This window comes from Haloparvum alkalitolerans (genome assembly GCF_050122995.1).
Lineage (GTDB): Archaea > Halobacteriota > Halobacteria > Halobacteriales > Haloferacaceae > Haloparvum > Haloparvum alkalitolerans.
Genome location: NZ_JBNLIA010000006.1, coordinates 57,515 through 80,181, shown reverse-complemented (window position 1 = coordinate 80,181; position 22,667 = coordinate 57,515). Strand labels below are relative to the sequence as shown.

Below are 22,667 nucleotides of genomic sequence, written 5' to 3'. Positions count from 1 at the left end.
CGCGTTGGTGTTACTGTCTGAGGAGGCGTCTGAGGACGTAGTGGAGGATTCCGCCGTGTTCGATATAGGTTACGGCGGCCGGCGTGCCGACCTGTGCTGTGACCGGGAACTCGACAGTCGACCCGTCCGCACGCTCGGCGATAACGGTCAGTTCGTCCATCACGTCGAGCCCGTCATCGAGGCCGTGGATCGTGAAGACCTCCGACCCATCCAGACCGAGAGATTCCCACGAGTCGCCATCATCGAACTGCAGGGGAAGCACACCCATGCCGACGAGGTTGTCGCGGTAGATGCGCTCGTAACTCTCGGCGATGGTTGCGCGGACACCGAGCAGGTCCGTTCCTTTCGCCGCCCAGTCCCGGCTAGACCCAGTTCCGAACTCCTCGCCAGCCATCACGACGAGCGGTATCCCCTCGTCCCGATAGCGGCGACTGGCTTCGAACACCGTGGTTTGTTCGTCGGTCGGGTGGTGGATCGTGTAGCCACCCTCGACGTCGTCGAGCATCTCGTTCTCGATTCGGACGTTGGCGAACGTCCCCCGCATCATCACCTCGTGATTGCCCCGACGTGCGCCGTAGGTGTTGAACTCGTGTGGCTCGACACCGTGATCGAGCAGCCACTGACCTGCGGGGAGGTCGGGACCGAACGGGCCGGCTGGACTGATGTGGTCGGTCGTAACGGTATCGCCGAGCGTCAGTAGACAGCGTGCGTCCTCGATATCGGCGACGCCGGGTTTCTCTACCGGGAAGTCCTTGAAGAACGGCGGTTCACGGATGTATGTCGAGTCCTCATCCCACTCGTAGACGTCACCCGTGGGCGCGTCGAGAGCAGCCCATCGCTCATCGCCCTCGAACACGGAGGCGTACTTCTCCTCGAACATCTCCGGAGAGACGTTCTCGTGGATTGCGGCCTGCACGTCCGCTGCGTCCGGCCAGATGTCCGCCAGATAGACTGGGTTACCCTCATCGTCAGTGCCCAGCGGCTCGTGTTCGAGATCGATGTCCATCCGCCCTGCGAGCCCGTAGGCGACGACGAGCGGCGGGCTCGCGAGGTAGTTCGCGCGGATCTTCGGGTGGATACGCGCCTCGAAGTTCCGGTTCCCGGAGAGAACGCTCGTCGTCCAGAGGTCGTGGTCGTCGATTGCCTGCTCGATGGGATCGGGAAGCGGCCCAGCGTTACCGATACAGGTGGTACAGCCGTAGCCGACGACGGCGTACCCGAGCTCTTCGAGATACGGAAGCAGCCCCGATTCTTCGAGATACTGCGTGACGACACGGCTACCCGGTGCGAGACTCGTCTTGACGTACGGCGGGACGTCTAGGCCTTTCTCGACGGCGTTCTGGGCGAGCAGTCCAGCAGCGATCATCACCGACGGGTTCGACGTGTTCGTACAGCTCGTGATGGCGCTGACGAGGACGTCTCCGTGTCCGATTTCGACCGTCTCACCGTCGAGGTCGACCTCGACACGTTTGGTTAACGGGTGCAGTTCCGATTCGGGTTCGACCTGAACGCCACCGTCGGTCTCCGCATCAGCTGCACCACCCTCACCGAGCCACCGCTGCAAGGCGTCCTCGTCGACATCATCGAGGTCGTCCTCGAACTCCCCGTGGAGAAGTCCCCGGAAGCTCTGTTTCACGTCCCCCATCGGAATCCGGTCCTGTGGCCGCTTGTGTCCGGCCAGACTCGGTTCGACTGTCGAGAGGTCGAACTCGACGACCTCAGTATATTCTGGTTCCTGTTCCCCGAACAGCCCTTGGGCTTCGAGGTACTCGCGAACGAGGTCGACGTGGTCGGGATCACGCCCGGTGAGTTCGAGATACTCGAGCGTCTGCTCGTCGACCGGGAACATACTGATCGTCGAGCCCTGTTCGGGCGCCATATTGGCGATCGTGGCCCGGTCGGGGACTGTGAGATTCTCCACACCGGGACCGAAGAACTCCACGAACCGGTCGACGACGCCGACCTCGCGGAGTCGTTCGGTGATGTGGAGCACGAGATCCGTAGCCGTCGCGCCCTCGGGTAATTCGCCTTCGAGACGGACGCCGACGACCTCGGGGAGTTTCATCGTGACCGGTTGACCGAGCATCGCCGCTTCCGCTTCGATGCCGCCGACGCCCCAACCGACCACACCGATGCCACCGATCATCGGGGTGTGGCTGTCCGTGCCGACGAGCGTGTCCGGCAGGAGCCAGTTCTCGCCGTCTTGCTCGCGGGCGTGGACGACCCGACCCAGATGTTCGAGATTCACCTGGTGGACGATACCGGTCCCCGGCGGGACGACGTTGAAGTTCTCGAAGGCGTTCTGCGCCCACTTGATCGCGCGATACCGTTCGGCGTTTCGCTCGTACTCCAGTTCGACGTTCTTCTCGTAGGCGTCCTCGGAGTCGAAGTAGTCGACCTGGACGCTGTGGTCGATCACGAGATCAATAGGAATCTCCGGTTCGACCAGGGTGGGATCTCGGTCTTTGCGGTCGACCTCGGATCGAAGGGCCGCCAGGTCGACGACTGCGGGTACACCGGTGAGATCTTGCAGGACGACTCGTGATGGAGAGAACGGAACCTCTGCGTCCGGTACGTCTGGCTTCCAGCCAGCAGCATTCTTGACATCCGCTGCAGTAACAGTTTCGCCGTCGGCGTTCCGGAGCACCGACTCAAGCAGAATACGGATGCTCACAGGGAGCGTGTCGAGGTCACAGAGCCCCTGCTCTTCGAGTGCTCGAAGATCGGCCATCTTGTACGTCGTCCCGTCGACGTCGAGCTCGCGGACGGCATCGAACGGAAGTGTATCAGTCATAGTATCTACACCTGGGATTGGCAGTCGTATCAATCCCTCTCCGAATCCGATTCGACGAGAATCGGGATTTGTTACGCAGAGGCATCGTATCCAGCGTCTTCGACCACAGTCACAAGCTCATCCCGTTCAGCGGACCCCTCGACCGTCGCGGATTCTGAGTCACGATCCGCAGTAGCGGACGTAACCCCCTCAACTTCTTCGAGTGCCTCTTCGACGGTCTGCTCGCAATGTTCACAGGTCATTCCTTCGACGGTGATTGTCTGAGTCATATCCATTCGTAGATAGGGGCGAGTATTCTATGTGGTTTTCTGCTTAGAATCCAATGTTGTCGCAGCCCTAGATCACCGATTTCGAAGGTGTGTTGTGGGCAACAATAATGTATCCTGCGAGACGAAGCGGTCGTATGCGCGATTTGGATGAAACCGACTTAGAAATCCTCTCGTTACTCGCTGATGACGCCCGCCGCCCGTTCAGCGATATTGGCGAGGAGGTCGACTTGTCGGGGCCAGCCGTTTCTGACCGGGTAAAGCGATTACAGGAAGCTGGCATCATTAACAACTTCACGATTGACGTCAACCGGGCTCATCTCCGAGCTGGTGTACCGGTATTTATTCAGGCCGAAATCGGCTCAGCGTCGTTGGAGGCCGCCCGCGAGCGGGCTCGAGAGTCAGATGGCGTTGAACACGTCTTCACGACCTCCGAAGGAGATCTTTGGTTCTATGCCCGTGTTGAAGCCCAGAACGTACGTCAGTGGGTAGATGGACTCTTTAACGAGATCGATGTAGCAGATTACACCGTCACACTAATTGACGAGCTTGAATGGACGCCGTCCGTTGATGGCGTCGAATTTGCACTCACCTGTGCTGAATGTAACAATACCGTTGATAATCAAGGTGAAACGACGAGAATCGACGGAGAGATCTATCACTTCTGTTGTCCGTCCTGTCTCACACGGTTCGACGATCGGTATCAGCGACTCGAAGAGGGAGCGTAACGCTGTCTTTGGAATCCAAATTTTCCTGCAGTCGAAACCCCGCCTCTCGAAGCAGTAAATCGCCTAAACCTAGACCCCGTATAGTAGAACAAGCATGACAAGCCAAACAATCCATCTTGATATCACGGGAATGTCCTGCGCCAACTGTTCGGCGACGATCCAGGACACTCTCGAATCGCTCGACGGGGTATCGGAGGCGGATGCGAACTTCGCCACCGACGAGGGTTCCGTCACCTACGACCCTGAAGAGGTATCGCTCAAAGAAATCTACGACGCGATCGACGAGGCCGGGTACGGCGCAGTCTCTGAGACGGTAACGATTGCCATCTCCGATATGACCTGTGCCAACTGCGCCGAGACCAACCAAACCGCTCTTGAAAATATTCCGGGCGTCGTTAATGCGGAGGTCAATTACGCAACCGACGAAGCACAGGTCACCTACAATCCTGCGGAAGTATCTATTGGTGCGCTGTACGATGCTATCGAGGAGGCTGGCTACTCGCCCGTCCGCGAAGATGGTGCCGACGAAGAGTCGGGCCAGGACGCACGAGATGCCGCCCGTCAAGCCGAAACTCGGAAACAACTCAGGTTGACCCTCTTTGGGGCAGTGTTATCGGCACCGTTGCTCTTCTTCCTCATCGACAATTATCTGCTCGGTGGCGCGATCGTCCCTGAAGCCGTCTTCGGTGTGGAACTTGGCTGGGTTGAGTTCCTCCTCGCCACGCCGGTACAGGCGATCCTCGGCTGGCCGTTCTATAAGAACTCGTACAAGGCGATCGTGAAGAACGGCCGCGCCAATATGGACGTGCTGATTGCGATCGGTTCAACAACGGCCTATCTATACTCTGTGGCAGTCCTTGCTGAACTCATTGCAGGTGGACTTTATTTCGACACGGCAGCCCTCATCCTCGTGTTCATCACGTTGGGTAACTATCTCGAAGCTCGGTCGAAGGGCCAAGCGGGTGAGGCCCTCCGAAAGCTCCTCGAAATGGAAGCCGAAACGGCGACCATTGTCCGCGAGGACGGCAGTGAAGAAGAAGTTCCACTCGAAGAGGTCACAACTGGTGACCGGATGAAAATTCGTCCAGGTGAGAAGATTCCCACAGACGGTGTCGTTGTCGACGGTCAGTCTGCCGTCGACGAGTCAATGGTCACTGGCGAATCTGTGCCTGTCGAGAAAGAGGAGGGCGATGAGGTCGTCGGCTCGACGATTAACGAGAACGGCGTCCTTGTCGTGGAGGCGACGAAGGTTGGAGAAGACACGGCCCTCCAACAGATCGTCCAGACAGTCAAGGAGGCCCAGTCGCGCCAGCCCGACATCCAGAATCTCGCCGACCGCATCTCCGCGTACTTCGTGCCTGCGGTCATCGCGAACGCCCTTCTCTGGGGTGTCGTCTGGTTCCTGTTCCCCGAGGCTCTCGCTGGCTTCGTCGACTGGCTCCCGCTGTGGGGTCAGGTTGCTGGCGGCCCGGCCCCGGTCGGTGGGACCGTTTCAGTCTTCGAGTTCGCGATAATTGTCTTCGCGTCCTCGATCCTCATCGCCTGTCCCTGTGCGCTGGGGCTGGCGACGCCCGCAGCGACGATGGTCGGGACGACGATTGGTGCCCAGAACGGCGTCCTGTTCAAGGGCGGTGACATCCTCGAACGCGCAAAAGACGTCGACACGGTCGTCTTCGACAAGACGGGCACCCTCACGGAGGGTGAAATGGAACTCACCGACGTGGTCGTCTTTGATAGCGATGGAAATGTGGTGACTGACGGTGGCGAGCCGACCCCAGATGGTGGACAGCTCAGCACCCGTGAGCGCCTCTCAGAGGATGATGTGCTTCGACTGGCGGCGATAGCTGAAAGCGGCAGCGAACACCCGCTCGCCCGTGCAATCGTCGAAGGGGCCGAAGAACGCGGCCTGGACGTGACTGAGCCTGACGACTTCGAGAACGTTCCGGGCCACGGGATCAAAGCAGTCATTGGTGACAGCGAGGTGCTGGTCGGCAACCGCAAGCTGCTGCGGGACAACGGGATCGACCCCTCTCCCGCTGAGGAGACGATGGAACGCCTCGAGAACGAGGGGAAGACGGCGATGCTGGTCGCCTACGAGGGGGAGCTCGTGGGTGTGGTCGCCGACGCCGACACAGTGAAGGAAAGCTCCAAGCAGGCTGTCACAGCACTCCAAGAGCGGGGAGTTGACGTGATGATGATTACGGGCGACAACGAGCGAACTGCCCGTGCGGTCGCTAAACAGGTGGGTATCGACCCGAAGAACGTCCGCGCAGGAGTCCTTCCTGAGGACAAGTCCAACGCGGTCGACAGTATTCAAGACGAGGGCCGGCAGGCGATGATGGTCGGTGACGGCGTCAACGACGCTCCGGCACTCGCGGTCGCACACGTCGGGACAGCAATCGGCTCCGGCACCGACGTCGCCATCGAAGCTGCAGACGTCACGCTGATGCGAGACGACCCGCTCGACGTGGTAAAGGCGATCCGAATCTCAGACGCGACACTCCAGAAGATCAAACAGAACCTCGTGTGGGCGCTCGGTTACAACACGGCGATGATTCCGTTAGCGTCGCTCGGCCTCCTCCAGCCCGTGCTCGCTGCAGCAGCAATGGCGTTCTCGTCGGTGTCGGTGCTGACGAACAGTCTCCTGTTCCGGCGGTACACCCCCGATCACGACTACAAGCTCTTCGGATTTCTTCGCTAACCGTCACCTCTAGATCAATGTCGAATATTTCCCGGCACACGGTTCGAAGGTACCTCGTCGAGACAGCCAGTAGCGAACCGACATACCTCCGGGCTCGCGAGATTGCCAGCGACCTCGACGGATCTCCCAAGGCAGTCGCGCAGTATCTCAGCCAGCTCCAGGACGAACTCACAATCGTTTCACTCGAACAGTGGGGGCGCTCGAAAAGCACGACGTGGCGATTGGAGGTGAACGGGTCGTGAGTACTGTCACCCGCCGCGTCGAGACTGTCCTTCCGGAGACCGGCTCACGCGAGTGGTGGGCGCTGTACCTGCTGGCCCCGCTCGTCCTCCTCGGTGGGGGCATCCTCGTGTTTCCGACGTTGGTCTACGACCGGTTCATCTGGCAGTATCTCTGGGGACCAGTCGTCGCCGATGCGGCCGGTCAGCCAGTCACGCACGAGGGGGTTCGTGCTGTCCAGGGCTACAACGCGGTGAACACGGTAATCTACCTCGCGGCAGTCGTATACAGCCTCCCCGGACTACGTGCGTATCTCGACCAACTCGACGTCACGTTCGACGCACGACTGGCCTACGGGTTCGCTCCGATCATCATCGCAGGTGGGGCGATGCGCGCCCTCGAGGATCTCGGGCTGCTCGGGGACTACGCGGTGTGGTTCATCACGCCATCGATTTACATCGTCGTCACCGCTGTCACCATCCTCGCGCTCGGTGTCGGTGCACTCTTGCGTGACCAAAATATCGGATCTATCCCGCTAACAGTCGGGCTCGTCGGGTCGGTGTGGGCTGTCGGGGCCGTCTGGTGGGCTGTTTGGCACGGCCTCTCGACATCGACCCCACTCCGCCTATGGGTTCCTGTCGCGACGACGGGGATAGCGCTCGGCGTAACCGCACTCTACTACTGGGGCGCGAGTTTCGTCAATATCACACACCTTCGACACCCGCTAATTCTGCTGGCCGTTTTCGGCCAGTTGTGGGACGCTGCGCAGAATCTCATCGGTGTGACGTTCCTCGGCTACTCCCCAAAGCTGGTCGTGACGAATCTCGTGTACCAGGCGACTGGATTCTCCGGATCGACGTTCGTGCTGAAACTCGTCGTGACTGTCGGCATCGTGTGGTATCTCGCCGATGCGAAAGAGGAGATGAATCACACGTGGTGGTGGCTTATGACGTTCTTCATCGGAGCGATCGGACTCCCGATGGGCGTTCGTGGGTCACTTCGGATGCTGTTGGGAGCTTAACGATGGCCTCAAAGATTGGCAAAAACCGATGACACGAACGTCCAAAATTGCGGTAATAGGTGGAGGGATGGCCGGGCTTGCAGCAGCTGCTGGATTCGACGACGCTGGATTCGTCGTCGAACTATATGAGCGGCAGTCCTACGATAGCAAACGCGTTAATTGCGGAGAAGCGATGACAGCGGTATCGAAGATCCCACTCGAGCCGACTGTAGAGAACGGCTTTCTCAATCCGCTGCCAGCGATGGAAGTGGAGGTGTATGACGGAATCGACGCCGATCGCCACCGCACTGGAGCCGGCACCTTTCCTGCTGCGGATACATATATAACGGACCGAAATGTCGTTGAGCAGTCCTGGGCAGAACAACTCTCAGAGAAGGGTGTTGACATCCACGAAAACCAGTCTATCACACGGACAGATTTCCACGAGTTCACCGATGAGTATGATCTCGTCGTTGATGCAACCGGTCAGCCATCACTCTCTAGTAAAGCGCTCGGAACAACCAACGAGTATTCAGGATATATGGTAGCGCTTAACAGTGATGTCGAAGGGGACTTCACCGAGTTGTACCCGAACAGCCGGATAATTCTGGAGAACTATACAGGGTACTCGTGGGCATTCCCGAAGACATCGCAACGAGCCAACGTTGGTATCGGCTGGACGGTCAGTGACCGGCCTAGTGATTATATGAAGGCATTGAGGGAAGCCTGTAAGCGGAATGGGTGGCCAGTCCCGTCGCAGGAACGGACGAACGTCGCAATCATTCCCGAGGGACCCAGTCTCGATCCCGACAGAACCTATCTACCGGAGCATTCCGTCGTACGGGTTGGTGATGCTGCGGGGATCGCAAACCGACTCACTGGAAAAGGAATTTCACAGGCCGTTGAATCGGGATTCTTGGCCGCAGAGTTGGCTAACAGCGGCCAATTACACAATTTTCCTGACAGTTTATATCAGAGGATGAAAACGGAGTACATTTTCGCCACAGTTGTGAGATACTTTCTTGAAACTCGTAATCCCAAGGTTCTGGGAGCAGCAATTCGTGCCGCTGCCGGGATCGATATTGAAGACGTTGACCGGTCTCCGAGTACAGTTCTACTGCGTCTCCTCCGCCACCCTGTTTTGTTTGCCCGTATTTTCTCGAGACGACGAGTTTTAAACCGTGTCTATGGAGGAATGACTAACCAATGGGAGTTGATTAATTGACATCCGCTCGAGTTAAATTCTCAGAATCTGTTAGCTACTGGGAGGATCGGTAAGTACAGAGGATTAAATCAGCAAATGGAGTCCCTCAAGCGAATTTTCCGAGATCCAGAATTCGGTGGGCTCGGCTTCATCAGTGTTCCCGCTTACACGCCCCAGCACACAATCAGTCCGTAGAGGGTGACCGAATTCCTTCTTGAGAATCATCCAACTCACCTCGGATATCCGCGTTCCTGAAATGAGCCCCGACTCTTAGAAATCACGAACACCATCAATCTTTTTTACTACATCTGACAAAATCAGCCGTGAGGTGAAGTATGCCATGTCAACTCAATCCATCCGTACGAATTTTCTCGGAACCGAGACGTCGTTCTCGGTCTCGGGAGCCTGGTTGTCGTATTGGATCCTGCTGCTCCGGCTGACCGCCGGGTGGTGGATGCTCCACGCTGGCCTTGACAAAATCTGGGCGTGGCCCTTCGACGCCAGCTGGTTCGTCGGCGGAGCCGCTCAGGGCACGATTCTCGCCCCCTTCGTCACGCCGTTCAGCGACGGCATCCTGTTGGCGTTCGTCAACGTGGCGGTACCGCTTGGGCAAACCGCCATCGGTCTCGGGCTGATACTCGGTGTCCTCACGAGGACCGCCGCCTTCTTTGGTGCCTTCATGATGCTGTTCTTCTACTTCATCAACGGCTACGGTGGCGGCTGGGCCAACGGTATGGTCACGGGTGAACTCCTTGGGATCATGGTCTTCGGAACCATTGTGGCACTTGGAGCGGGCGGCGTCCTGGCAGTCGATAACCGCCTGCGTGAGATGGAACTGTTCGAGAACACGCGATTACGGAAACTCCTCGGGTGACTACCAATGAGTGACTTATCAACGGCAGACCAAATCGCCATGTACGTCGGCGGTGGCCTGGTTGTCTTGGGCGTCGTCGTGATCGGCCTGCTCGACATGCTACTGGGAGCCGGGCACCCAGTCGATAGCGAGGGAGCAATCGAACACGCTGCAGTGGTCCCCATCGACATTAGGGCGGGCATCATCCTGCTCGGCTTGGTGATTTGGGGACTCGTCGCCGTTTACAAGTTTGCCGCAGGGTCGGCACCGTCGGGATCGACTACGGGCCAAACCCCATCCGGCATGGACGACTAGTTCAACAACTCAGTCCGTGGAGCCATTTGCCAGTTAACTTTTCGCGTTGCTCGCACTAACGTCCATCTGATGCACCTAAACGTGAAGACAAACACGATTTTTAGGAGTAGCCCTGTCGTTTCTTGGTTTTCCTTCTGGTCAGTACGCGCGCTTTATTCAGCAGAACGAACTTAACACTCTTTGGTTTGGTAGAAGAAACGGGGATTAATACGCAATTAGAATTTCCGAATTTAAGACTGAAATTAGTATATTACAAATAATATTTCAATATAGCCTTGACTTCCGATTCTGGTTTGTCTTTCGAAGAAAGGTGTACGGGTGTTTTTTCAATTCAGCTGTCCTTCGGTTAATCGTTAGAACGGGGTAATCTGCTTCCTCGATCACTTGAGCTGCGACGCTTCCCTGTAATAGCCGACGAATGCCAGTCAATCCTCGTGTCCCCATTGTAACAAGGTCGATGTCAGTCACCTCAGTGTATTTGAGAATCTCCTGCTGAGGTTGACCAAATCTCAACGTAGTTCGGACAGGAACGTCCAAGGTCGCTGCCTTCTCCGTAATGTCCTCCAAGAGCCGAGTTCCCCGCTGTTCCCAAGAGTCAGTGACCTCTTCCCACGTGAATCCAGGCCGACTCGAATAGGACTGTTCGGAAATGATAAAAAGTCCATGTAGGGTTGCATCATACCGTTTAGCAATTTGTAGCCCATGTTTGAAGGCCACAGATGCCTCGTCGTATCCATCCGTAGGCACGAGAATATCTGTGAACTGACTAGTAGATAACTCTCCTACCGGATCAGAGGGATCCATATCAGGTATCGTCAAGACAGGAAGAGAGATATTTTGAATGATGTGGCTGGAGACGTCTCTCCGGAGAATTCGTGCTAATCTAGTCTGTGTAGGTTTCTGGTGGACAAGCAAATCGATATCATTCTCCTCAGCGTATTCCCGAATAACACCTGGAGAGTGCCCACTATCCACTGCTGGTATCACATTGAGTCCGAGCGAGTGGGCCTGATCCACCACGGGTTCAATTACCGCTGCTGCGTCCCATTCCTCTTGTTTAGTGACTTGATCGGATTCCACCTCCGTGCGTTCCTCATCTTGAATATATAACACGTGGAGAGCCGCATCATACGTTTCTGCAAGTGATAGGCCATATTGGACCACTGAGTCCCTTATATCAGCTCCGTAGAGTGGAATGAGGATCTGGTTGTACAGGTTGATGTCCGCACCTTCTCGAACTTCTAGATGGCTGGGGGAGTTCATACATATCTATACGTAACGACGATTTACCGTGCTTTCTGTTAAGAATCGAAACCGGGAGAACAGTCTCTGGGGTGGTGACTTGAGGCTTTTATCGCAAGTAACTCGCTATAGCACGTCTATTTCGAAAAGAGTGGAGACGTCGTTTGGAGTCGCATCAGTTCGACGAGAGCGTATTTCCCACAGTTTCGAGGAGTGAAGTGTCGGAGTCGGTGCGACGAGTCATGCTCTGGGTCATGTTGGGCGCAATTTAAGGCCGATATGCTCGTTGACGGAAAACCGTCACGGCAGCACCCTCGACCGATGAGGGTCGCCACATAGAGACGAATACGGGACTCTGACCTTTGGGGTTTCCTCCTCAGAACTGAAAGTCACCTTCCCCGTCGTGCTTGAATCCGTTCTCAATACACAGGAAAGGTCGACGTACAATTGAATACTTCCGAGCCAAGTGACGAGCATATGGAACGGGCCGTAACTCGTCGCGAACTACTACGGGTCGGTGCGACGACAGTCGCACTCGGAACCGCCGGTTGTTTGGGGTCATCGAGTGGGGATGAGTGGGATATCGAGGGAACGCTAGCGGTGACGAACGCCCAACAATACAGTTCACCAGGCTGTAGCTGTTGTGGAAAATATGCGTCGTACCTGCGGGAACAGCTCGACACGACGCTCGGGGAAACCGAAACCGAGGACGTGACGGATCTCAAGCGCCAACACGGTATTCCATCGGATCTACAGAGCTGTCACACACTCGTCCTCGACGAGTACGTCGTCGAAGGACATGTTCCTGCCGAGGTTATCGCGACGATGCTCGAGGAAGAGCCGGCGATTGACGGCATCGCGTTGCCCGGGATGCCGGCTGGATCGCCGGGGATGGGCGGGACGAAGTCCGACACATTCACCGTCTACAAACTCGGCGGCGGAAAGACAGGTGACGTGTACACCGAAATCTGAACAGAAAACACCTGGTCAAGATACTTTGGGACGGCAGTCGACACCCTAAACAATGATTCGACGACTCCTCCACGATCTCGGATACGTGCTTGCATACGTCCTTTTCCTCGGCGCGAATACGCCAGAATCGGTCGTTACCCGTCTTCGCATCGCCTATCGCCTTGTCGGTGTCCGGATCGTCGAGACGCCACAGGTTGATTCGGTCGAACGGACGATCTTCCTGTGTCCGTACCGAAATCTGGGCACTACGTGGGTTAGGGAGAAGTGGATCTGTCACGACATCCTGGACCGCGTCGACGACGGATACGTGACGTATCTCCGACGGCACAAGGGAATCGACTACCAGCGTCCTCGCGGGTGTGCCGACCTCGCGTACTGCGACGAATCCGAGTACTGCTATTCGGAGGTTTCCGAACTCGAGTAGGTGGCCGATGGATCAGAGTACTCTCCGCCACCGAATCACCGACCAGTTTTCTTACCGCGGCGAGCGAGCCGATATCTGGCGGGCGTTCGACCTCCTGTTCGATACTGACGAGTTCCTCAATCTCGGCTACTCGGAGTGGTACCAGCCACATATAGCCGGTTCGAGTCAACGTCGCCTCGTCACGGAAGTCGGCTCAAGGGTCGCGTCGCATCTACCCACAACCGACGGAGTGCGCCTCCTCGATGTCGGCTGCGGTCGGGGGGGTCCAGCCCTCCACCTCGCCTATCAGTTCGGCTTCAACGTCACTGGTGTCGACCTCGTTCCGTACAACATCCAGATGGCAACCGAGAACGCACGGGGTAAGCACCTCGATTCCGAGTTCATCATCGGTGACGCGACACAACTCCCGTTTACCAGGGACTCGTTTACCGCGTGTACAGCCATCGACGCACTCGTATACCTCCCCGAGCGGAATCGCGTTTTCGCTACAGTCGCAGATACCCTCGAACCCGAGGGGGTTCTCGTAGTCTCCGATCTCGTGATGCAGTCAGACGTGACTGAAACGGAACGGAGATTGGTCGATTCATTTGCGGATGCGTGGGATATGCCGTCCTTGGGTACTGTTGAAGGATACAAAGCTGCTCTCGACGAGACGAGCTTTGAGCTCAAAGCGGTCGAAGATATCACGAAACACAGCGTCGGACGCTTCCGAAAGTGGACGACGCTGTACCTCCAGCTACTCACGAGCCCGCTCCGGGCTCTCATTGAACGACTGTTAGGAGCGTATGATCTCGATCCCCCAGCGATTACTGAGCAGGTACGGAAGGCTCACCACGCGCTGCCGTTCCTGCGACACGTTATCTTCGTTGCGGAACTAGAGACTACTTGACTGCTACTTGCACGGCGCAAGAAAGAATCGGATCGTCACGTCGACGCTTGAGCATCCACGAATTTGGATGGACCTGTGGGGTCTTCACTGCTCGTGATTGTCGTGTGGTGGATCGTGACCCATAGGTTTAGAATTGGTTCAGACTCCAGTATTTATATAGGACACAGATAGGAATCCGTTGGTATACTCGAACGATAGTTCGGGATTGTGAGGTACTAACCGTTGATTGTGGAGTCAGAAAAGCCAAACCGTGCAGCACGGCTCAAATCGCTATGTATCCCGACTTTGGATTGCTAAGAACAAATTGCTTGATTCAGGCCCTCGTACCATTGATGTGGGGTGAAACCGAATGGCAACTGATCCAGTCTGTGGAATGGACGTCGATGAAAGTGATCCGGCGGCCACAGCTGAGTACGACGGTCAGACGTACTACTTCTGTGCCGAGGGCTGCAAGGAGACGTTCACCTCGACACCGGAGGAGTACGTCTAACCGTCACACCCCACACCTGCGTCGTAGCTCCCCCACACCCACCCCCATTCCGCCTTTCGATGACCCAACCAGAACTTGACGACACGGATCGCGAAATCCTCCGTCTTTTAGCGGAGAACGCGAGACGACCCTACAGCACTATTGCTGAGGCTGTAAATCTTTCACCCCCGTCCGTTTCAGCACGCGTCCGTCAGTTGGAGCAAGAAGATGTCATTCGTCGATTCACCGTTGATCTCGACCTCACACAGTACGAAAACCGGATACACGTCATGGTACGCCTCCAGCCTGAGCTCGGAAAGACGGATTCTCTTCGAGAATCGATCCTCGAGACCCCAGCCGTAGAACACGTATTCACAACTGCGGAGGGCGAAATCGTAGCTGTTGCGACGCCGCCGCGGAATACAGTCGGAAACTGGGCGCAGCAATATCTACCACTGACTGACGTGCGGCGATACGACGTACAACTGCTGTCGAACGCTGCTCAATCAGCGTATGCCGAGGGGACTGAATCCGCACTCAAATGTGCAAATTGCGGAACTACTGTCGGTGAAGACGGACTAGCCACCCGTGTCGGTGGTTCACTCCAGCAGTTTTGCAGTGAGAACTGTGAAACAACGTATAGGGAACAGTATACAGAAAGTCAAGAGAAATCTGATGCTTAGAGTCTAGCATTAGCTGTATACTCAATTCCTGATTGCTTACGAGTTTGCTGCAAATAGTTTTGATTTGAAACAGTAATCGCAGTGAATTAGAAGCGTGTGTATACACCTATGGAAGCGTCCACAACCACCAAAGGAGAAGCTACAAGCAACAAGGTACTCGTCCGTGCTAATGAGATTGAAAAAACGTACGGATCGAGTTTTCCATTTACGCGGTCAGTGACCGTCCTCACCGATGCCGATCTCGAAATTCGGACGGGGGAAATCGTCGGGATCGTCGGCGCGAACGGGTCGGGCAAATCCACGCTCATGAACATCCTCGTCGGTGTCCTCGAACAGGATTCCGGAACAGTCGAACGGACGGGAACCGTTGGCTGGTGTCCACAGGAACCACTGCTTTACGACCGCTTGACGGTCGGAGAGACGTTCCGACTGTTCGGTTCCGGATACGGAATGACCGCCGAAGAAATCGACGAGGCCAAACACCGCTTGGCGTCGAAACTCGATTTCGAGCAGTACCTTGACTACCGAATCGACCAACTCAGTGGTGGAAACCGGCAGAAAATCAATCTCAGTATCGCCCTGATGCACGATCCGGACGTCCTCATGCTGGACGAGCCCTACACTGGATTCGACTGGGAAACGTATCTCACGTTCTGGGATCTCGCCGAGGAACTCGCTGCCGACGGAACAGCTGTCACGATGATTTCACACCTGATCGAAGAGCAAAGTCGTCTCGACCGCATCTATGAGGTTCGTGACGGACAGGTCTACGACGTGACTGACCAGGAAGGCGAGACTGATGCAACGGCCAGTGAACGGGGGGAAGAGACCGATGAATAGGGTTTGGACGGGGATTCGGGCGAACGTCTCCACCTTCCTCAGAACCCCCCTGAATGTTGTCCTAGCACTTCTCCTTCCGATTGTCGTTATCGAAGGCTGGGGACAAGCAATGGCTGGGTTACCAAGTATGCCGACGGTCGAGGCGATTCCGATCGAGCTAGGTCGCCTTCTCGGAGCGATATTCGGGGTCGCCATCATTGCCGGCCTGATGGGACTCGCGCAGATGATTAGTGCGCGTGCAGCCGATCGGCGACTCGTTCAGACAGGCTATCCACCCCGAACACTGCTTGCGACTCGATTAGCGGCGCTCGGAGGAGTGACCGTTGTCGTGGCTGCCGTAAACTACGGCGTTCTCTGGCTGACGATTTCACCGGGAGCCCCTGTCCTGACGTTCGTATTCCTCGTACTTGCCGGCCTCGTCTATGCGTTTCTTGGCGCACTCGTCGGGGCGCTCCTTCCACGACTGTTCGAAGGCTCGCTCGTCGTGGTGTTCCTTGCAATGATGGATGCGTTCCTCAGTGGCGACAGTCCGCTGGCCGCCGACGTTCCCGAGTTCGTGGAATACTTCCCGCTCTATCATCCAAAGGAACTCCTTCAGGAGGCGATGTTCCAAGGCACATATACGACGGGTGATCTCGGCTTCGTCGCCGGATACCTGCTAGTCCTGCTTGTACTCGTCACCGCAGTGTTCGGAGTGACGATGCGCACCAGTGGTGGGTGGTCCGCATGAGTCGTACGACAACGGCGTCCACAATCGGCATCAAAGAACAGGCGCGAAACTACGTCCTCGTCGCTCTACTGGTCGTCCTACCGGTCTCGTTCATCACGTTGGCGTTCGCAGTCACCCAGGACGTCGAGATGCCGGTTCGGACGCTCGTCGACGGTGAGACGGTGACGGTCATGCGAGGGATGCCTGAGGTCCACGGCGTGATTATGACGCCGATTACGAGCGCCCTCATCGCGGGACTCGCCGGGTTGTTCCTGATGCGAGAAGCCAAAGACACAGACGGTCGTCTGGCAGTCGCCGGCTATCGTGCACGACAGGTAATCACTGCCCGGTTTGGGGTCCTCGCAGCAATCACTCTCATCGTTACCGGCGTCTCAGTCGGCGTGATGCTCGTCGATTTCCAGCCTGAGCATCTCTGGTGGTTCGTCGCAGCGATGCTCGTCGTCTCGGTCACGTATGGTCTCATCGGGATGCTCGTCGGGGCCGTTTTCGACCGCCTAGCCGGGATGTGGCTAATGCTGATTCTCCCGATGCTCGATATCGGACTCTTCCAGGATCCGCTGTTCATCCAGTCCGAGCCCGAATGGTGGATGAAACTACTCCCCGGCTATTGGCCCGTCCGTGTGATGGTCGATACCGGACTCACAACGGACGTAGATACGACTCTCTCATTGGTGTGGGCTACTGGATACCTCCTCCTCGTAGCTGTCCTCACAATCGGCGTCTACTACCGAATTACACAGGAGAAGTAAGATCAGGCCAGTAGACTACTTACTCCGGTAACTGTAGGGGAGAAGACCCAAACAGCACTATATCCAGCTTCGCTCAATTGGATAGTTTGACTCGGATTTCACTACGACCGTCTGATCGGGCAAACGGTTCGGTGGACTCTGGTTGCTGCTGTGTCCCTCGTTCTCTGGGCACCGATGAGTGCGGCTTACGTTCCGCGGAGAAGTGCCGCGGCGTAGGAACAGGTCTTCGAAGGACTCCTGAGCGAGGGACCTCAGGCGTGTAGAAATGGCGACGACACCGCGCCTTACCGAGATGGGTCTTCACTCCCAGTCTCCAACCGTTCACGACGCTTCTGGAACTCTTCTTCGTCGATCTCGCCTCGTGCGTAACGACGTTGGAGGGTTTCCATAGCGGAATCGTCACTCTCTGGAGGTGCATCGCCTCGACCCATTGCCCAGTAGAGGAAGCCGCCGACCAGCCCCAGCATCCCGAGTGCCCCGCCGACGAACGGCAGCCCACCGAACCATCCACCGTTCCGGCCGTGCATCATCCCTGGACCCATCATTCCGCCATCGGTACTCCCACTGCCGTCGACGTCCGAGCCGACGGCAACGGCGCCGTTCTGGACGATCGTTTCGCTGTCTGGGACCTCGCCGTCCGGGATCGGGCTGTCTTCAGCTGGACCGCCAGGGCTACCAACGACGATGCGACCGACCATGCCGACCGTCTTGTGAGGGATGCAGTAGTAGTCGTACGTTCCGGGCACCTCGAACGTGTGCTCGAAGCTCCCCTGCGAGATGGTCCCGCTGTCGAAGGCGGTGGCGTCGGCGGGAACGCGGTCCGGATAGGCCGTCGCCGAGTGAGCTCCGGCTGCTATCTCGAAGCGGACGGTCGTGCCAGGTTCGACGTGGAGCCCGATCGGGTCGAAGTAGTTGTTGCCCATCTTCACGACGGGCGTCTCCTGTGCGGCGACTGGTTGGGTGAATCCCGCACTCGCGACTGTGCCAGCACCGAGCGCTCCCAGGAACTGGCGTCTACTGTAGTCTGTCATTGTAGCTGGTTGGCTTCTGTTATCCACGGATGATGCTGGCGAGCCGGTTCGTGAGTCCGGGCGATTGCTGGCCGGCGCTCTCGATGGCAGCCTCCAATTCGTCCCGGTCGACGATGCCGATGAACTCGGCCGTCTGTTCCCCGTTTGCATACACGAGCGTCGTTGGCGTCTTTCGGACACCGTACTCCTCGGCCGTCTCCAGATCGGTCTGGATGTCGACCTCCCGGAACTCGACATCCGGATACGCATCTTCGATACCCTCGTTTTTCTCTCGCTGCGTTGCGCACGCTCCACAAGTCTCCTGTGTGAACAGGATAACTTCCGTCATAGTAGCTAGTATGGTCTTATGCTTTTAGCACACTTCTATTCACATCCGAAAGCTGTGAGGGTCACAGATTTCGGATTCCAAGGGGCCGGACGTGAGTAACGCCGGAGGTTGGTGGTCGGACCGTCACTCCGAGCGTTCGAGCTTGTTCCGACGCGCCTCGAACTCTTCCTCGGTGAGATCTCCGCGGGCGTATGCCATACGCAGCTCCTCCATTGCGGGATTCCGCGACGACTGCGATGCCGTCACGCGACGGAAGACGAGATATCCGCCACCGAGCAGGAGGAGGAGGAAGACCAGCTGGACGAGCATCCCGACGAGTGGCCACCAGCCGCTGGTCGTCCCGTATCCACCCATCATTCCACCGTATCCCATCATCCCGCCGAATCCCATCCCCATCGTGAGCAAGGGGAGGACGATGATCGCCCCGAGGATGAGGAGGACGATGGTTGTGGTGTCGAGTTGGTTTGATGATGTCATGGTTCAGATCTCGGTCGATGATTCGAGTTCGTCCGCGACGCTGGCGAGAACGCGTTCGAACCGGTCGTGGACCTCGTTCGCGATCGAGTCGAGTGCCTCGTTGTCGGCGATGCCGACGAGCTGTTGTGGGTCGACGGCACTCACCATGACCTCGCCGCCGTCGGTTTCGTAGACAATGACGTTACACGGGAGGAGTGCGCCGAGTTCGATCTCTTCGTTCAGGCCCTCGTGTGCCAGCCCCGGGTTGCACGCACCGAGGATGCAGTACTGTCGAAACTCCTCGCCGAGTTTCTCCTCGAGCGTCGCTTGGACGTCGATGTCACAGAGGACGCCGAATCCTTCGTCTTTGAGCGCCGCAATCGTCGTGTCGACGACGTCGTCGAACTCACCGGTGACTGAAGTCTGTATTGTGTATTCCATGAAGTATCATACCCCGTCTACGGGGTTAACGGTTGGGTGCCGCAACGGCGGCCGTTGGGAATATGATGTATCGGCTGGAACAGCAGCTGCTCCAGTCATCCGGTGCGTTCGAGCTGTTCTCGCCGCCGATCGAATTCGTCATCCGAGAGCTCTCCGCGGGCGTAGCGCTCACGGAGAACCGACAGCGACTGCTCTTCGTTCCCACCGGAGCCTCGATTGAGGAGCGCATAGACAATGTAGAGCGGAACGGCGATGAGGAGCCCCATCCAGAGGAACCCCCAGAGCCCCATCGCTCCACCGAAGAGGCCCCAGCCGCCCCCCATCATGCCGCCGCCGTAGCTCCCACTACCGTGGGCAACAGCCGGTCCAGTCGCCGCAACTAGCAGCGGGACGGCGAGGATCGCGAGTCGCCGAGCAGTGCGTCCGATGTGAGTGGTGAGTTGCGTCATTATCTTGCGTTGGTGAGTTGTGGTGTTCGATTGGAGCGATCGAAACGGCCAGAGCCGTCAGCAGTGGCCCTGCCCGTACATCCCGCCGTTGTAGCCGTCGTCAGCCCCGTCGTGGTATTCCCCGTCAGCCATGTCCTGGGCCATCTCGTCGACGGTCACACCCATGTGCGACTCCATCCACTCGACGCTACCCGGGCCCATGTGTTCGGTCATCTGTGCCTCCATCCAAGTGGCCCATTCATCTGCGGTGGCATTGTCCGTAGGCGCGTCGTCAGCGGTCGTTGCGTTGTCGTGTGCGCTGACTGCCGGTGCGGCGAACGCGAGTCCGACAATCGCGAGCGCCACGAGCAGCCACCGGCCGAGTTTGAAGTTGGTCATTGTCTCTCTCCTCGGTTACTCGTAGGCCTGCTCGGGAGTTATCGACATGGGTGTGAATCCATACAGGAGAACGTTCGAGAACGTCTATAACATCTTCTAACCGTTTTGCTCGAGGGAGACCGTTCATACCTACGGAATTCGAGAGGGAGAGCGCCCGATAGATAGCGACTATTTTCCCGGTTGTTGCTGCCGAAGGTCATCACTCGGATACACACGATAGGTCCGACCCTGTCGTTCCCGATACAGCAGACCTCGCTCCTCGAGTGAACTCACGGTCTGGCTTACTTTACTCTTCGAGAACTCAGATCGATCCCGAAGTTCAATCTGCGTGATTCCGGGGGAGTTCAGGACGGGTTCGAGGACGCGTCGTTCATCATCCGGTAAGAGATCGAGAACGCGTGCTTGGGGGTCCGATTCAGGATTGATAGACGTCGCCGGTGCAGCGTCATCATCCATCGACGTAGCTGTTGCCGCCGATGTCTGTGCAGGATCGACAGGCGCCGTTGTGTCGGCCACTTCTGGATCGGTGAGTTCTCCCCGGACCACGTAATAGACGCCACCGATAACGCCAGCAACCAGCAGGGTTCCAACCACGTACCAGAGGGGGTCTGGGCCGTGCATCGTTCCCATAGATGAACCCATCATTGACCCCATCGATTGCTCGATAGCCCGACGCTGTTGATAGGCCCGCCAACTGAGTACCCCGCCGGCCAGGAGAACGAACCCGAGAAGCACACCGACGACAGTATCTGCTCGACGGCGATTCATATGACAGCCCCGAGTTGCGGGATTTGACTATTCATACCGTCTATTTGAGCGCAGTAGGTGTGACAATTGCGGATTGAAACTGTGATGATGAACCCCATCACAGCGGATGAACCACAGTGCGATCATCAGTGGTCATGATCGTGATCGTGGCTCGATATTTGCGGGCTTTGATTAGTAAATTCCGTTGGTTCTTCTTCGAACGTACGCTTGCATTTCTTTGAGCAAAAATAGTACGTCGTCCCATCGTGGGACGCACTCGGGCCCTCATCGTCGGTTCGCATCCCGCACACCGGATCTCGATACTGACCTGGTGCGCCGAGTCCCCGCCGGTAGACATACAGAAGGAACCCGGAGAGCGCAAAGGCGATAATATTGAGGTAGAACGTGTAGTTGAGCTCGAAGTACGTCTGTTCAGTCGCCGTCTCGCCGCCCGCCAGATCTGGAACGATACCCAGCGCGTCGAACAGCAGCTCCATGAGGAAGCCGGTGAACGCCATCGTGACGAAGAAGACGCCGAGGATGTACAGCATCACCTTCCAGCCGTAGTACTTCCGGTAGACGTTCAGGACGGGCACGGTGATGAGGTCGGCGTAGACGAACGCGATGATCCCGGCGAAGCTGACGCCACCACCCCAGAGCGCGACGGCGAACGGGACGTTGCCCATACTGCCGACGAAACTGAGGACGGCGATGATGACGCCCATGACGGCGTTCTCGGCAGTCACGAGCAGGCCGTCGCCCTGAATGAACAGCGTGTTCCACACCCACTGCGGGACGAAGACGATGACGAACCCAGAAATAAGGAAGCCGGCGACGATGTCTTTCCAGATCATCGACCACTCCTTGCGGTACTGATTCCCGACCTTGTACCAGCCACCCCACGACAGCAACTCGTCACGCCACCCGCCGCTACTCGACGTCTCCTGGCGATAGGTCTCCATACAGCCCTCCGAGCAGAATTTGAGCGTCTCACCGCCGTCGGTCGTGAGCGTGTACTCGTCTTTCCCCTCCATCCCGCAGGTGGGATCTTCCGTGACGCCCGCCTGGCGGTCGCGCTCGTTGAGCTTCTCGCGGACTTCGTTAAACAGGTTTTCGGGAAGCGTGAGGTGGACGATGGCGGCCATGACGGCGATGAGAATCAGGCCGCCGAGCAGTTCCGCGACGAGGAACTCCCAGCCAAGCAGGATGAGAATCATCAGCCCTAGTTCGACGATGAGGTTCGTCGACGCGAACATGAACGCGAGGAAGTTCACCGCGTGCGCCCCCTTCTTGAACAGGCCCTTCCCGATGGCGACGGCGCCGAAACTACAGCCACTGCTTGCTGCTCCGAACACAGTCGCCTTGGTAAGTCCAGTTAGATCGCCCTCACCCAGCACCTGTGCCATCCGCTCCTTCGAGACGTAGACCTGGACGAGACTCGTAATCGTGAGGCCCATGATGATCGCCCACGCCGCCGTCCAGAGAAATCCGACACCGATACGAAGGGATTCAAGAACTCCGTCGATTATCGTCGCCTGCATAGGTGTATCATTGTAGGGATCATCTATTGCGGTTTTGGTTAGAATATACTGCCTATGAGGGTATCAGTACTATGGCATCGTAACCGTCGGCCATAGATGATCTATCGTGAAGAGGGGAAAACATTGCAAACCTCCACAAGCTCCACGGAATCCGACTTCAGATTCAAAAGGGGAATCTGATTAAATCACGCCGACGTATTAGAGGCTAATGGGACCAG

Annotated in this window: 26 protein-coding genes; 15 read left to right on the top strand and 11 right to left on the bottom strand. The window is 57.3% G+C overall.

What is annotated here, in order from left to right; genetic code table 11:
* Positions 1-10 precede the first annotated feature (10 nt).
* Entirely contained in the window at positions 11-2,794 is a 2,784-nt protein-coding gene (acnA, locus tag ACQE3L_RS08655) for an aconitate hydratase AcnA (protein WP_011222418.1), read from the bottom strand.
* A 71-nt stretch (positions 2,795-2,865) separates the two neighbouring features.
* Complete coding sequence (locus ACQE3L_RS08650; protein ID WP_049938510.1) at positions 2,866-3,063, bottom strand: heavy-metal-associated domain-containing protein; 198 nt, start codon at positions 3,061-3,063, stop codon at positions 2,866-2,868.
* Positions 3,064-3,197: 134 nt separating this feature from the next.
* Between ACQE3L_RS08650 and ACQE3L_RS08645 the strand changes: the two genes are divergently transcribed.
* From ACQE3L_RS08645 to ACQE3L_RS08615, 7 genes are all read left to right on the top strand, one after another.
* Positions 3,198-3,788, top strand: a complete 591-nt coding sequence (locus ACQE3L_RS08645) for an AsnC family transcriptional regulator (protein WP_049938493.1) — start codon at positions 3,198-3,200, stop codon at positions 3,786-3,788.
* Between the two features lie 94 nt (positions 3,789-3,882).
* Positions 3,883-6,489 carry a heavy metal translocating P-type ATPase gene (locus ACQE3L_RS08640; protein WP_004594598.1) on the top strand — a complete coding sequence of 869 codons (2,607 nt, stop codon included), beginning with the start codon at positions 3,883-3,885 and terminating at the stop codon, positions 6,487-6,489.
* 17 nt (positions 6,490-6,506) lie between these two features.
* Positions 6,507-6,731 carry a DUF7123 family protein gene (locus tag ACQE3L_RS08635; RefSeq protein ID WP_004594599.1) on the top strand — a complete coding sequence of 75 codons (225 nt, stop codon included), beginning with the start codon at positions 6,507-6,509 and terminating at the stop codon, positions 6,729-6,731.
* Positions 6,728-7,729, top strand: coding sequence for a DUF63 family protein (locus ACQE3L_RS08630; RefSeq protein WP_004594600.1), 1,002 nt, complete (start codon positions 6,728-6,730; stop codon positions 7,727-7,729). The genes ACQE3L_RS08635 and ACQE3L_RS08630 overlap by 4 nt, the downstream gene beginning before the upstream one ends.
* A gap of 28 nt (positions 7,730-7,757) precedes the next feature.
* Positions 7,758-8,933: an NAD(P)/FAD-dependent oxidoreductase gene (locus ACQE3L_RS08625; protein ID WP_011222414.1), complete on the top strand. Its 1,176-nt coding sequence runs from the start codon at positions 7,758-7,760 to the stop codon at positions 8,931-8,933.
* Positions 8,934-9,240: 307 nt separating this feature from the next.
* Positions 9,241-9,786 carry a DoxX family protein gene (locus tag ACQE3L_RS08620; RefSeq protein ID WP_229772977.1) on the top strand — a complete coding sequence of 182 codons (546 nt, stop codon included), beginning with the start codon at positions 9,241-9,243 and terminating at the stop codon, positions 9,784-9,786.
* A 6-nt stretch (positions 9,787-9,792) separates the two neighbouring features.
* The gene (locus ACQE3L_RS08615; protein WP_004594603.1) at positions 9,793-10,080 is read left to right on the top strand and encodes a hypothetical protein; all 288 of its coding nucleotides are present in this window, start codon (positions 9,793-9,795) and stop codon (positions 10,078-10,080) included.
* 264 nt (positions 10,081-10,344) lie between these two features.
* Here ACQE3L_RS08615 and ACQE3L_RS08610 read toward each other — a convergent pair whose 3' ends face one another.
* Complete coding sequence (locus ACQE3L_RS08610) at positions 10,345-11,343, bottom strand: universal stress protein (RefSeq protein WP_011222412.1); 999 nt, start codon at positions 11,341-11,343, stop codon at positions 10,345-10,347.
* A gap of 456 nt (positions 11,344-11,799) precedes the next feature.
* Between ACQE3L_RS08610 and ACQE3L_RS08605 the strand changes: the two genes are divergently transcribed.
* The 8 genes from ACQE3L_RS08605 to ACQE3L_RS08570 all read left to right on the top strand — a co-directional run bounded on the left by ACQE3L_RS08605 (position 11,800) and on the right by ACQE3L_RS08570 (position 17,078).
* Positions 11,800-12,294, top strand: coding sequence for a DUF411 domain-containing protein (locus ACQE3L_RS08605; RefSeq protein ID WP_004594605.1), 495 nt, complete (start codon positions 11,800-11,802; stop codon positions 12,292-12,294).
* A gap of 52 nt (positions 12,295-12,346) precedes the next feature.
* The gene (locus ACQE3L_RS08600) at positions 12,347-12,718 is read left to right on the top strand and encodes a hypothetical protein (protein WP_004594606.1); all 372 of its coding nucleotides are present in this window, start codon (positions 12,347-12,349) and stop codon (positions 12,716-12,718) included.
* Between the two features lie 7 nt (positions 12,719-12,725).
* On the top strand, positions 12,726-13,607 hold the full coding sequence (locus ACQE3L_RS08595) for a class I SAM-dependent methyltransferase (RefSeq protein WP_004594607.1): 882 nt from the start codon (positions 12,726-12,728) through the stop codon (positions 13,605-13,607).
* A gap of 349 nt (positions 13,608-13,956) precedes the next feature.
* Positions 13,957-14,097: a YHS domain-containing protein gene (locus ACQE3L_RS08590; protein ID WP_011222411.1), complete on the top strand. Its 141-nt coding sequence runs from the start codon at positions 13,957-13,959 to the stop codon at positions 14,095-14,097.
* Positions 14,098-14,156: 59 nt separating this feature from the next.
* On the top strand, positions 14,157-14,759 hold the full coding sequence (locus tag ACQE3L_RS08585; protein WP_004594609.1) for an AsnC family transcriptional regulator: 603 nt from the start codon (positions 14,157-14,159) through the stop codon (positions 14,757-14,759).
* A gap of 216 nt (positions 14,760-14,975) precedes the next feature.
* Entirely contained in the window at positions 14,976-15,599 is a 624-nt protein-coding gene (locus ACQE3L_RS08580) for an ABC transporter ATP-binding protein (protein ID WP_004594610.1), read from the top strand.
* A gap of 127 nt (positions 15,600-15,726) precedes the next feature.
* Positions 15,727-16,329: an ABC transporter permease gene (locus tag ACQE3L_RS08575; RefSeq protein ID WP_004594611.1), complete on the top strand. Its 603-nt coding sequence runs from the start codon at positions 15,727-15,729 to the stop codon at positions 16,327-16,329.
* A complete protein-coding gene (locus tag ACQE3L_RS08570) occupies positions 16,326-17,078 on the top strand; it encodes an ABC transporter permease (protein WP_426963387.1) in 753 nt (250 codons plus the stop codon). Before ACQE3L_RS08575 ends, ACQE3L_RS08570 begins: the two co-directional genes overlap by 4 nt.
* 284 nt (positions 17,079-17,362) lie before the next feature.
* Here ACQE3L_RS08570 and ACQE3L_RS08565 read toward each other — a convergent pair whose 3' ends face one another.
* From ACQE3L_RS08565 to ACQE3L_RS08530, 8 genes are all read right to left on the bottom strand, one after another.
* A complete protein-coding gene (locus tag ACQE3L_RS08565) occupies positions 17,363-18,109 on the bottom strand; it encodes a plastocyanin/azurin family copper-binding protein (protein WP_004594613.1) in 747 nt (248 codons plus the stop codon).
* 19 nt (positions 18,110-18,128) lie between these two features.
* Positions 18,129-18,437: a thioredoxin family protein gene (locus tag ACQE3L_RS08560; RefSeq protein ID WP_004594614.1), complete on the bottom strand. Its 309-nt coding sequence runs from the start codon at positions 18,435-18,437 to the stop codon at positions 18,129-18,131.
* Between the two features lie 123 nt (positions 18,438-18,560).
* The gene (locus tag ACQE3L_RS08555) at positions 18,561-18,914 is read right to left on the bottom strand and encodes an SHOCT domain-containing protein (protein ID WP_004594615.1); all 354 of its coding nucleotides are present in this window, start codon (positions 18,912-18,914) and stop codon (positions 18,561-18,563) included.
* A gap of 3 nt (positions 18,915-18,917) precedes the next feature.
* The gene (locus ACQE3L_RS08550) at positions 18,918-19,334 is read right to left on the bottom strand and encodes a DUF302 domain-containing protein (RefSeq protein WP_004594616.1); all 417 of its coding nucleotides are present in this window, start codon (positions 19,332-19,334) and stop codon (positions 18,918-18,920) included.
* 95 nt (positions 19,335-19,429) lie between these two features.
* Complete coding sequence (locus ACQE3L_RS08545; protein WP_004594617.1) at positions 19,430-19,783, bottom strand: SHOCT domain-containing protein; 354 nt, start codon at positions 19,781-19,783, stop codon at positions 19,430-19,432.
* A 57-nt stretch (positions 19,784-19,840) separates the two neighbouring features.
* Positions 19,841-20,161 carry a hypothetical protein gene (locus ACQE3L_RS08540; RefSeq protein ID WP_004594618.1) on the bottom strand — a complete coding sequence of 107 codons (321 nt, stop codon included), beginning with the start codon at positions 20,159-20,161 and terminating at the stop codon, positions 19,841-19,843.
* A gap of 168 nt (positions 20,162-20,329) precedes the next feature.
* Positions 20,330-20,929: a helix-turn-helix transcriptional regulator gene (locus ACQE3L_RS08535; RefSeq protein WP_011222408.1), complete on the bottom strand. Its 600-nt coding sequence runs from the start codon at positions 20,927-20,929 to the stop codon at positions 20,330-20,332.
* A gap of 125 nt (positions 20,930-21,054) precedes the next feature.
* On the bottom strand, positions 21,055-22,449 hold the full coding sequence (locus tag ACQE3L_RS08530) for a permease (RefSeq protein ID WP_004594620.1): 1,395 nt from the start codon (positions 22,447-22,449) through the stop codon (positions 21,055-21,057).
* Between the last annotated feature and the right edge of the window lie 218 nt (positions 22,450-22,667).

Excerpts from the sequence above, each read along its gene's own strand:
- ACQE3L_RS08625 (WP_011222414.1), top strand. The coding sequence starts at position 7,758 with ATGACACGAACGTCCAAAATTGCGGTAATAGGTGGAGGGATGGCCGGG.
- acnA (WP_011222418.1), bottom strand. The coding sequence starts at position 2,794 with ATGACTGATACACTTCCGTTCGATGCCGTCCGCGAGCTCGACGTCGAC.
- ACQE3L_RS08560 (WP_004594614.1), bottom strand. The coding sequence starts at position 18,437 with ATGACGGAAGTTATCCTGTTCACACAGGAGACTTGTGGAGCGTGCGCA.
- ACQE3L_RS08535 (WP_011222408.1), bottom strand. The coding sequence starts at position 20,929 with ATGAATCGCCGTCGAGCAGATACTGTCGTCGGTGTGCTTCTCGGGTTC.
- ACQE3L_RS08645 (WP_049938493.1), top strand. The coding sequence starts at position 3,198 with ATGCGCGATTTGGATGAAACCGACTTAGAAATCCTCTCGTTACTCGCT.
- ACQE3L_RS08605 (WP_004594605.1), top strand. The coding sequence starts at position 11,800 with ATGGAACGGGCCGTAACTCGTCGCGAACTACTACGGGTCGGTGCGACG.
- ACQE3L_RS08585 (WP_004594609.1), top strand. The coding sequence starts at position 14,157 with ATGACCCAACCAGAACTTGACGACACGGATCGCGAAATCCTCCGTCTT.
- ACQE3L_RS08600 (WP_004594606.1), top strand. The coding sequence starts at position 12,347 with ATGATTCGACGACTCCTCCACGATCTCGGATACGTGCTTGCATACGTC.
- ACQE3L_RS08540 (WP_004594618.1), bottom strand. The coding sequence starts at position 20,161 with ATGACCAACTTCAAACTCGGCCGGTGGCTGCTCGTGGCGCTCGCGATT.
- ACQE3L_RS08650 (WP_049938510.1), bottom strand. The coding sequence starts at position 3,063 with ATGACTCAGACAATCACCGTCGAAGGAATGACCTGTGAACATTGCGAG.
- ACQE3L_RS08575 (WP_004594611.1), top strand. The coding sequence starts at position 15,727 with ATGCCGACGGTCGAGGCGATTCCGATCGAGCTAGGTCGCCTTCTCGGA.
- ACQE3L_RS08550 (WP_004594616.1), bottom strand. The coding sequence starts at position 19,334 with ATGGAATACACAATACAGACTTCAGTCACCGGTGAGTTCGACGACGTC.
- ACQE3L_RS08590 (WP_011222411.1), top strand. The coding sequence starts at position 13,957 with ATGGCAACTGATCCAGTCTGTGGAATGGACGTCGATGAAAGTGATCCG.
- ACQE3L_RS08640 (WP_004594598.1), top strand. The coding sequence starts at position 3,883 with ATGACAAGCCAAACAATCCATCTTGATATCACGGGAATGTCCTGCGCC.
- ACQE3L_RS08615 (WP_004594603.1), top strand. The coding sequence starts at position 9,793 with ATGAGTGACTTATCAACGGCAGACCAAATCGCCATGTACGTCGGCGGT.
- ACQE3L_RS08565 (WP_004594613.1), bottom strand. The coding sequence starts at position 18,109 with ATGACAGACTACAGTAGACGCCAGTTCCTGGGAGCGCTCGGTGCTGGC.
- ACQE3L_RS08570 (WP_426963387.1), top strand. The coding sequence starts at position 16,326 with ATGAGTCGTACGACAACGGCGTCCACAATCGGCATCAAAGAACAGGCG.
- ACQE3L_RS08530 (WP_004594620.1), bottom strand. The coding sequence starts at position 22,449 with ATGCAGGCGACGATAATCGACGGAGTTCTTGAATCCCTTCGTATCGGT.
- ACQE3L_RS08545 (WP_004594617.1), bottom strand. The coding sequence starts at position 19,783 with ATGACGCAACTCACCACTCACATCGGACGCACTGCTCGGCGACTCGCG.
- ACQE3L_RS08635 (WP_004594599.1), top strand. The coding sequence starts at position 6,507 with ATGTCGAATATTTCCCGGCACACGGTTCGAAGGTACCTCGTCGAGACA.
- ACQE3L_RS08555 (WP_004594615.1), bottom strand. The coding sequence starts at position 18,914 with ATGACATCATCAAACCAACTCGACACCACAACCATCGTCCTCCTCATC.
- ACQE3L_RS08610 (WP_011222412.1), bottom strand. The coding sequence starts at position 11,343 with ATGAACTCCCCCAGCCATCTAGAAGTTCGAGAAGGTGCGGACATCAAC.
- ACQE3L_RS08595 (WP_004594607.1), top strand. The coding sequence starts at position 12,726 with ATGGATCAGAGTACTCTCCGCCACCGAATCACCGACCAGTTTTCTTAC.